This window comes from Micromonospora sp. NPDC048169 (assembly GCF_040652815.1).
Classification (GTDB): Bacteria; Actinomycetota; Actinomycetes; order Mycobacteriales; family Micromonosporaceae; genus Micromonospora.
This window is the reverse complement of sequence record NZ_JBEZMS010000020.1, coordinates 97644-106545: the sequence shown is the minus strand read 5'-3', so window position 1 is coordinate 106545 and position 8902 is coordinate 97644. Positions and strand designations below refer to the sequence as shown.

Annotated in this window: 5 protein-coding genes; all 5 read left to right on the top strand. The window is 72.4% G+C overall.

The genetic code is table 11. From position 1 onward, the window contains the following. The first annotated feature begins 286 nt into the window (after nt 1-286). The 5 genes from AB0D28_RS18750 to AB0D28_RS18730 all read left to right on the top strand — a co-directional run bounded on the left by AB0D28_RS18750 (nt 287) and on the right by AB0D28_RS18730 (nt 8787). Nucleotides 287-496: an MbtH family protein gene (locus AB0D28_RS18750; RefSeq protein ID WP_357387291.1), complete on the top strand. Its 210-nt coding sequence runs from the start codon at nt 287-289 to the stop codon at nt 494-496. Further along, nucleotides 493-5502 (top strand): amino acid adenylation domain-containing protein, encoded by a 5010-nt coding sequence (locus AB0D28_RS18745; RefSeq protein WP_357387289.1) that lies wholly within the window; start codon nt 493-495, stop codon nt 5500-5502. Before AB0D28_RS18750 ends, AB0D28_RS18745 begins: the two co-directional genes overlap by 4 nt. A gap of 31 nt (nt 5503-5533) precedes the next feature. Then, the gene (locus tag AB0D28_RS18740) at nt 5534-6562 is read left to right on the top strand and encodes an LLM class flavin-dependent oxidoreductase (RefSeq protein WP_357387287.1); all 1029 of its coding nucleotides are present in this window, start codon (nt 5534-5536) and stop codon (nt 6560-6562) included. 45 nt (nt 6563-6607) lie between these two features. Continuing rightward, on the top strand, nt 6608-7450 hold the full coding sequence (locus AB0D28_RS18735; RefSeq protein WP_357387285.1) for a hypothetical protein: 843 nt from the start codon (nt 6608-6610) through the stop codon (nt 7448-7450). A 104-nt stretch (nt 7451-7554) separates the two neighbouring features. Continuing rightward, nucleotides 7555-8787, top strand: coding sequence for a cytochrome P450 (locus AB0D28_RS18730; RefSeq protein WP_357387283.1), 1233 nt, complete (start codon nt 7555-7557; stop codon nt 8785-8787). The last annotated feature ends 115 nt before the right edge of the window (nt 8788-8902 follow it).

Genomic DNA, 8902 nt, shown 5'->3' with positions numbered 1-8902 from the left:
GCCGGCCGCCCGCAGCGTCTTGAGCGACTCCGTGCTGGCCGAACTGGCGCTGGCTCCCGGATCCGGGAACCGGACCGAGCCCCGGCGCGATTTCTGAACCCCGCCTCGCGGCCCGGGCTCCGGCTCGGGCGAACCGCCCCCCGTCGGCGGGCGAATCGCATGGGCAACTGTGGAGATGCGCCGGGATAAATGGGCCGGGCAGGGTGGTCAGCGAACCGCCCGTCGTCGTGCGGAAACGATGCGAGTCAAGCGGCCGGCCGGGTCTGCCAATCGGAATGAGGTTGCCATGACTAATCCGTTCGAGGACGCCGACGCCCTGTATCTGGTCCTTGTCAATGACGAGGGGCAGCACAGTTTGTGGCCGTCCGGCATCGCCGTCCCAGATGGTTGGGTCACCGCGCAGGACACGGATTCCCGATCGAATTGCCTTCGGTACGTCGAAGAACACTGGACCGACATGCGTCCGCAGAGCCTGGTCCGGGCGGAACGGGCGTGAGTGTCGTGGAAACGCTGACGGAGGCCCAACGGGAACTGGTCGTCTCGCGGTGGAACGACACGGCGCGGGACGTGCCGGAAACGGTGTTGCCGGAGTTGTTCGTGGCGCAGGTGGCGCGGACGCCGGACGCGGTGGCGGTGGAGTTCGGTGGTGTGTCGTGGTCGTACGCGGAGTTGGATGCGCGGTCGAACCGGTTGGCGCGGTATCTGGTGGGGTTGGGTGCGGGGCCGGAGCGGGTGGTGGCTGTCGCGTTGCCGCGGTCGTTGGAGATGGTGGCGGCGGTGCTGGGTGTGGTGAAGGCGGGTGCGGCGTATCTGCCTGTGGATCCGGGGTATCCGGCGGACCGGATCGGGTTCATGCTCGCCGACGCCGCCCCGCGCCTGCTCATCAGTGACCGGGCCACGGCGCTGCGGCTGCCGGACGTGCCCGGCGTCGAGCTGGTGATCATCGATGACCCCCGGGTGGCCGAGCCGGTCGCCCGGCAGGACGGCAGCGGTGTGGGGGACGCGGACCGGCTCGCGCCGCTGCGTACCGCCCACCCGGCCTACGTGATCTACACGTCCGGGTCCACCGGGCGGCCCAAGGGCGTGGTGGTCAGCCACCGCGGCCTGGCGAGCCTGTCCGGTTTCCTCATCCGGACCTTCGAGATCGGGCCCGCGTCACGGGTGGGACAGGTGGCCTCGCTGAGTTTCGACGCGGCGGTCATGGAACTGATGATGTCGCTGCCCGCCGGGGCGGCCCTGGTCCTTCCCGAGCAGGGGCAACTGGCCGGGGAGGCGCTCGCTGACACGCTGCGCGACCTGCGGGCCACCCATGCCCTGGTCGGGCCGGCCTCCCTGGCCGGGGCGACGACGGACCAGATGCCCGGCCTGGAGTGCCTGATGGTCGGCGGTGAGGCGTGCCCGGGCGAGATCGCCGCCGAGTGGTCGAAGGGCCGGCGGATGTTCAACGCCTACGGCCCGACCGAGGCGACGGTGGCCACGACGATGAGTGGGCCGCTGTCGGGAGGGGACGCCCCGCCGATCGGGAGGCCTATCTGGAACGCGCGGGCGTACGTGCTCGACGATCGGCTGAGGCCGGTGCCGCCCGGTGTGGCGGGGGAGCTGTACCTGGCCGGGCCGAGCCTGGCGCGGGGTTACCTGGGCCAGCCCGGTCTCACCGCCGGCCGATTCGTGGCCTGCCCGTTCGCGTCCGGTGAGCGGATGTACCGGACCGGCGACCTGGTGCGCTGGCGCGACGACGGTGAGCTGGAATACCTGGGCCGCGTCGACGAGCAGGTCCAGGTCCGCGGATTCCGGGTCGAGCCGGGCGAGATCGAGGCCGTGCTGGCCGGGCAGCCCGGGGTGGCCCGAGCCGTGGTGATCATGCGGGAGGACCGCCCCGGCGACCAGCGCCTGGTGGGCTATGTCGTGCCGGCTGCCGGGAGCGAGCTGGACCCGGCCGGGATCCGGGCGGCCGTGGCAGCGGTGCTGCCCGTCTACATGGTGCCCGCCGCCGTGGTGGTCCTGGACGCGCTGCCGTTGACGGTGAACGGGAAGCTGGACCGGCGGGCGCTGCCGGCCCCGACGTTCGTCGGCGGCACCGGCCGGGCGCCGTCCACTCCCGCCGAGGAAATCCTGTGCGAGCTGTTCGCCCAGGTCCTCGGTGTGGACCGGGTCGGGGTGGACGACAACTTCTTCGACCTGGGTGGACACTCGCTCCTGGTGGCCCGGCTGATCAGCCGGGTGCGGTCGGTGCTCGGGGTGGAGCTGGAGATCCGGGCGGTGTTCGACCATCCCACGGTGGAGTCGCTGGCGCGGTCGCTGGACAGCGTCGGGGCGGCCCGGCCACCGCTGGAGCCGGGGGACCGGCCGGCACGCCTGCCGCTGTCGTTCGCGCAGCAGCGGTTGTGGTTCCTGGCGCAGGTGGAGGGGCCGAGCACCACCTACAACGTGCCGTTCGCGTGGCGGCTGCGGGGGCGGGTCGACACCGCCGCGCTGACCGCCGCCCTGGGTGACGTGGTCCGGCGGCACGAGACGCTGCGGACCGTGTTCCCGGCGGTGGACGGGCAGCCGTACCAGCGGGTGGTCCCGGCCGCGCTGGCGGTGCCGGAGGTAACCGTGGTGCCGGCTCAGGAGGACGAGCTGCCGGCGCTCACCGGGCGGGCGGCGCAGCACGTCTTCGACCTGGCCGGTGAACTGCCGGTGCGCGCCTGGGTGTTCGTGCTGGGGCCGGACGAGTGCGTGCTGGTGTTGCTCACGCACCACATCGCCAGCGACGGCTGGTCACTGGGCGTGCTGCTGGCGGACCTGGGGCAGGCGTACGAGGCGCGGCTGGCCGGGCACGCGCCGGAGTGGACCGAGCTGCCGGTCCAGTACGCGGACTACACGCTGTGGCAGCGCGGCCTCCTGGGCGCCGGCCAGGACGGCGGCAGCGTGCTGGCCCGGCAGGTGGAGTACTGGCAGTCGGCGCTGGCCGGTCTGCCCGAGCGGCTTGAGCTGCCGTTCGACCGGCCCCACCCGGCCCACCGCTCCTATCAGGGCGGGCAGGTCGACGTGGACGTGGACGCGGCTGTGCACCGCGGGCTGGTGGAGCTGGCGCGCCGGCACCAGGTGACGCTGTTCATGGTGCTCCAGGCCGGCCTCGCGGTCGTGCTGTCCCGCTCCGGGGCCGGTACCGACATCCCGATCGGCGTGCCGGTGGCCGGTCGAGGCGGTGACGAGAGGCTGCACAACCTGGTCGGGTTCTTCGTCAACACGCTGGTGCTGCGGACCGACCTGTCGGGCGACCCGGACTTCGGGGAGTTGCTCCGCCGCGTCAGGGAGCAGGACCTGGCGGCCTACGCGCACCAGGACGTCCCGTTCGAACGGCTGGTGGAGGTGCTGAACCCGGTCCGGTCTACCACTCATCACCCCCTGTTCCAGGTGACGCTGGCCTCCGACGACGACACCAGCAGGGACTGGCGGGTCCACGGCCTGGAGTCCACGAACCTGCCGCTGCCCGAGCAGTCGGCCAAGTTCGACCTGTCGCTGACGTACCGGTCGCGACATGAGCCGGACGGCGCCCCCGGCGGGATCGGCGTCACCCTGGAGTACGCGGCGGACCTGTTCGACGCGAGCACCGCGCAGGCTCTGGCGGAGCGGCTGGTCCGGCTGCTGGGCCAGGTCGCCGCCGACCCGGGCCAGCGGGTCAGCGGCGTGGAGCTGCTGTCGGCGGCGGAACGCGAACTGGTCGTCTCGCGGTGGAACGACACCGCACGGGACGTGCCCGGTGTGGTCCTGCCGGAGTTGTTCGTGGCGCAGGCGGCGCGGACGCCGGACGCGGTGGCGGTGGAGTTCGGTGGTGTGTCGTGGTCGTACGCGGAGTTGGATGCGCGGTCGAACCGGTTGGCGCGGTATCTGGTGGGGTTGGGTGCGGGGCCGGAGCGGGTGGTGGCTGTCGCGTTGCCGCGGTCGTTGGAGATGGTGGCGGCGGTGCTGGGTGTGGTGAAGGCGGGTGCGGCGTATCTGCCTGTGGATCCGGGGTATCCGGCGGACCGGATCGCGTTCATGCTCGCCGACGCGGCGCCGATCGCGATGCTCACGACCCGGCAGCTCGACGCCGACCTGCCCGCCGCTGGCGTGCGGGTCGTCCTCGACGATCCGGCGGTGGCCGCCGACGTGGCGAGCCGGCCCGGCGGCGAGGTCGCCGACGGGGAGCGGATCGCGCCGCTGCTGCCCGGCCACCCGGCGTACGTGATCTACACGTCCGGGTCCACCGGGCGGCCCAAGGGCGTCGTCGTCAGCCACCGGGGCCTGCCCAGCCTGGCGGCGTTCCTGGTGCACACCTTCGAGACCAGGCCGGGGTCACGGGTGGCGCAGCTGCTCTCGCTGAGCTTCGACATGTCAATGGTGGAGCTGCTGTTGTCGTTGACCGCCGGAGCGGCGCTGGTGCTCCCCGAGCAGTGGCCGCTGGCCGGGGAGCCGTTGGCCGAGGCGTTCCACGAGCTCGGCATCACCCACGCGATGGTGGCGCCCAGCACGCTGGCCGGTGCGACGCCCGCCAAGGTGCCGGCCCTGGAGTGCCTCATCGTCGGGGGCGAGGCCAGCTCCGCCGAGCTGATCGCCGCGTGGTCGGCGGGCCGGCGGATCTACAACGGGTACGGCCCGACCGAGGCGACAGTGGGTACGACGATGAGCCGGCGGCTGTCCGGCGGCGGGGAGGTGCCGCCGATCGGGGCGCCGATGTGGAACGTGCGGGCGTACGTGCTCGACGAGCGCCTGGGTGTGGTGCCGGCGGGGGTGCCCGGGGAGCTGTACCTGGCCGGGCCGTACCTGGCGCGGGGCTACCTGAACCGGCCCGGGCTGACCGCGGAGCGGTTCGTGGCCTGCCCGTTCGCATCCGGTGAGCGGATGTACCGGACCGGTGACCTGGTGCGCTGGCGCAACGACGGCCAGCTGGAGTTCCTGGGCCGGGTCGACGAGCAGGTCAAGCTCCGGGGCTTCCGGATCGAGCTGGGCGAGATCGAGGCAGTGCTGGCCGGGCAGCCCGGCGTGGCCCGGGCCGTGGTGGTGCTGCGGGAGGACCGCCCGGGCGACCGCCGCCTGGTCGGGTACGTGGTGCCCGAGGCCGGCCGGGCGCACGAGGTGGACCCGGTCGCTGTCCGGGCCGCGGTGGGCCGGGCCCTGCCCGGACACATGGTGCCGTCCGCTGTGGTGGCCGTCGACGAGCTGCCCCGGTTGGTCAACGGGAAGCTGGACCGGCGGGCGCTGCCCGCCCCGGACTACGCCGCGGGAGCGGCCCGGGAACCGTCCACCCCGGCCGAGCGGGCCCTGTGCGAGTTGTTCGCCGAGGTGCTCGGGGTGGACCGGGTGGGCGTCGACGACAACTTCTTCGACCTGGGCGGGCATTCGCTGCTCGGCGCCGTGCTCGTCGCCCGGTTGGAGAACCAGCTCGGTATCAAGATCAGCCTGCAGAACTTCCTCGCCAACCCGTCCGTCGGTGCGGTCGCCGGTCACGCGGCACCGCAGACGGCCGGACAGTCCTGATCGGCACGAGACGACCCCCGGAGGAGGAACGATGGATCTGGCGGCCAGGGGTGTGACCATCTACTCGACATGTCGGTCGAGCATCGGCTACGGCCAGGACTCCCACCTGCGCAAGCTGCTGGAGACCGCCCGGTGGGCCGATGAGGCCGGCTACCGGGGGGCCCTGCTGTACAGCGACAACACCTCGATCGACGCCTGGATGTCGGCCCAGGCCGCCATCGCGAACACCGCCGGCTTCGTGCCGCTCATCGCGGTCCAGCCGCTGGACAAGAGCCCGTTCGCGCTGGCCCGGGCGATCTCGTCCCTGGCTCACCTGTACGGGCGGCAGGTCGACCTCAACTACGTCAGCGGCGGCTTCAGCCGTGACCTGCGGGTCCAGGGTGACGCGCTGCCGCACGACGCCAGGTACGACCGGCTCGTCGAGTACGTGACGATCGTCAGAGCGCTGCTCGACGGCGGCCTGACCAGTCACGAGGGGCGGTACTACAACTTCCGGCGGGCGCGGCTCACGACGCCGGTACCCGCCGACCTGCTGCCCAGGGCGTACGTGTCCGGCTCGTCGGCGGCCAGCCTGCAGGCGGGGGAGTCACTGGGCCTCAGCCAGCTCTCCTTCCCGTTGCTGCCCGCCGAGTTCGCCAGTCCGGACACCCGCAAGAACAGGTTCGGTGCCGGCATCAGCATCGGCATCATCGCCCGTGACGACTCGTCCGAGGCGTGGCGGATCGCGCACAAGCGGTTCCCGGCCGATCCGGACGGCGCGGAGCGGATGAAACTGCTCCTCTCGGCCGCGGTGTCGTCCTGGCAGCCCCAGCTCGCCTCCGTGCCGATCGCCGACGAGGGGGAGGGCGGGGCGTACTGGCTCGTTCCCTTCCGGTACCACCACACGTTCTGCCCGTACCTCGTCGGGAGCTACGACGAGGTGGCGCAGGCGGTGGCGACGTATCTGAAGGGCGGTGCCCGCACCTTCGTCTTCGACCTGCCGCAGGAACCCGACGACCTGTATCACACGCGGATCGCGGTGGAACGCGCCGTCGCGGCCCTGGACGGCGACCCGTCCTGACGCGCGAGCGGCCGTTTCGACAGCGCCTGACGAAAGGACACGCCGATGCGCCCCGTCGCCGGCACCGGCCCACTCTGCAGCCAGCTCAGCTCCGGCGACGGGGCGGAGGTGCTGGTCACCGACTTTCAGGCGCTCAACGGGGCGCCCCGGCTCAGCCAGTTGCTCGGTGACGCCGCCACCGACCAGCGGATCTACCAGGTGGATCCGCGGGGCGCGCTGTCCGGTGGCCGGCTCTACGCCTCCCTGGCGGAACTGGCGGACGAGGCGGTCGCCCTCTTCCGCGCCGAATCCTCCGCGGCGGGGGACCAGCGGCTGTTCGTGGTGAGCCACTGCAGCGCCGCCGCCCTGTCTCTGCGGATCGCCGGTCACCTGAGCGCCGTCCGGGAGGTCACCGCCGTCCTGGTGCAGCCGACCTGGCCGGGCACGGAGCACGTCGTCCAGGGGTTCGCGGAGTTCCAGGCGAAGCTGGGCGCCGGTGGTCAGCCGTGTCCCGACCTGGACGGCGATCCCCGGGCCTGCGTCGCGGAGATGGAACAGCTGATGCGGGCGGAGATGACGGAGCTGGCGAAGCGGCACGGCCTCGACAGCGCCCCGCTGGCCTTCTCCGAGCTGCTGGTGTCGTACCGGACCTGGCTCGCCTTCCTGCTGGCCTGCCGCAACGACCGGCCCGCGGAGCCGCCCGCCGAGTCGGTCGAGGTGACGGTGTTGACCGACGACCCCCACTTCGTGTTTCCCGGTACCGCTCCGGACCGGTACCGGATCACGCCGCCGCCCTCCGGTGAGCGGCCCGATGACGTCACACCGGAACTGGCCCGGCTGGTGCTCGGCCAGATTGGGAACTGGGAACCGCCGGATCCGCGCCGCTCCATGTCGGCGCGCCGCGGCTGAGCGCCGCCGGACGATGATCGGCGGCGCACCCTCGAAGACGACCACGGCGTTGATCACTGCCCACGATGGAAAGACCCACCGATTGGGTCTCATAGGAGGAAGACGTGGAAGATGAGCGTCCGTTCGTCATTGATCCCCTCGGCGCCGGCATCCACGCCGAGATGGACCGGCTCCAGGCCCGGGGGCCGGTCACCCGGGTGCTGCTGCCCGGCGGGGTTACGGCCTGGTCAGTGACCGGCTACCACACCGTTCGGCAGGTCCTGGCGGACGAGCGGTTCGGCAAGAACGCCCGGCAGCACTGGCCGGCGTACGTCGACGGCGCCCTCGACCCGGACTTCCCGCTGATCGCCTGGGCGCGGATGGACAACATGTCGACCGCGGACGGTGAGCCCCACGCCCGCCAGCGACGGCTCGTCGCCGGCGCGTTCAGCCCGCAGCGCATCGCCGCCCTGCGGCCGCGGGTCGAGCGTGTCGTGACGCGCGCGCTCGACGACCTGATCGAGTACGCGGCCGAGCGGCCGGGTGAGCCGGTCGACCTCAAGGAGCGGTACGCCCACCGGGTCGCCGCGCGGGTGATCGGCGAACTGCTCGGCGTGCCCGACGGGGACCCGGACGGCATTCTGGACCGCGCCGGGTATGTCGAGTCGACCCCGCAGAAGGCGGGCGAGGTCTTCGCCCTGATCCGGCGCAAGCTCGAAGCCCTGGTCGCGGTGAAGCGGCGGGAGCCAGGTGAGGACCTGATCAGCGACTTGATCGCGGCCCAGCCGGGCGCCTGCCCGGTGAGCGGCACGGGTGCCGGGTCCGACGCCGAGCTGGTCGGCCTGGCGCAGTTGATGCTCAACACCGGCGCGGAGCCGGCCCGGAACCTGATCACGAATGCCGCGGCCGCACTGCTCACCCGGCCCGTCGAGCGCGGCCTGGCGGTGAGTGGCCGGGTGCGCTGGGAAGACGTGGTGGAGGAGACGCTGCGCAGCGACGCCCCGGTCGCACACCTGCCGTTCCGGTTCGCGACGGAGGACGTCACGATCGCCGGCGTCACCATCAAACGCGGTGACCCGGTGCTGATCGGTTACCTCACGACCGGCCGCGACCCGGAGGTGCACGGCATCGCGGCGGGGGAGTTCGATGTCCAGCGGGCGGACAAGCGGCACGTGGCGTTCGGGCACGGCGTCCACCGGTGCATCGGCCCGGCCCTGGCCCGGATGGAGGCGCGCATCGCGCTGGAGGCGCTGTTCACACGCCTGCCGGGGCTGCGGCTCGCGGTGGAGCCAAAGGAACTGGCCGGGCAGGGAACGTTCATCATGAACGGCTGGCGCGAACTGCCGGTTTACCTCTGAGGCCCGGGGCCGGTGGCGGGCCCACACCCGCCACCGGCCTCACGCCGCGCCACAGGTGAATATCGCCGAGCCAGGCGCACGGCACAACGCCGTCTCCTCGAATGAGGAGACGGCG

What these genes read in the sequence shown, in the direction of transcription:
- AB0D28_RS18735 (WP_357387285.1), top strand. Translation starts at nt 6,608, where the DNA reads ATGCGCCCCGTCGCCGGCACCGGCCCACTCTGCAGCCAGCTCAGCTCC.
- AB0D28_RS18750 (WP_357387291.1), top strand. Translation starts at nt 287, where the DNA reads ATGACTAATCCGTTCGAGGACGCCGACGCCCTGTATCTGGTCCTTGTC.
- AB0D28_RS18740 (WP_357387287.1), top strand. Translation starts at nt 5,534, where the DNA reads ATGGATCTGGCGGCCAGGGGTGTGACCATCTACTCGACATGTCGGTCG.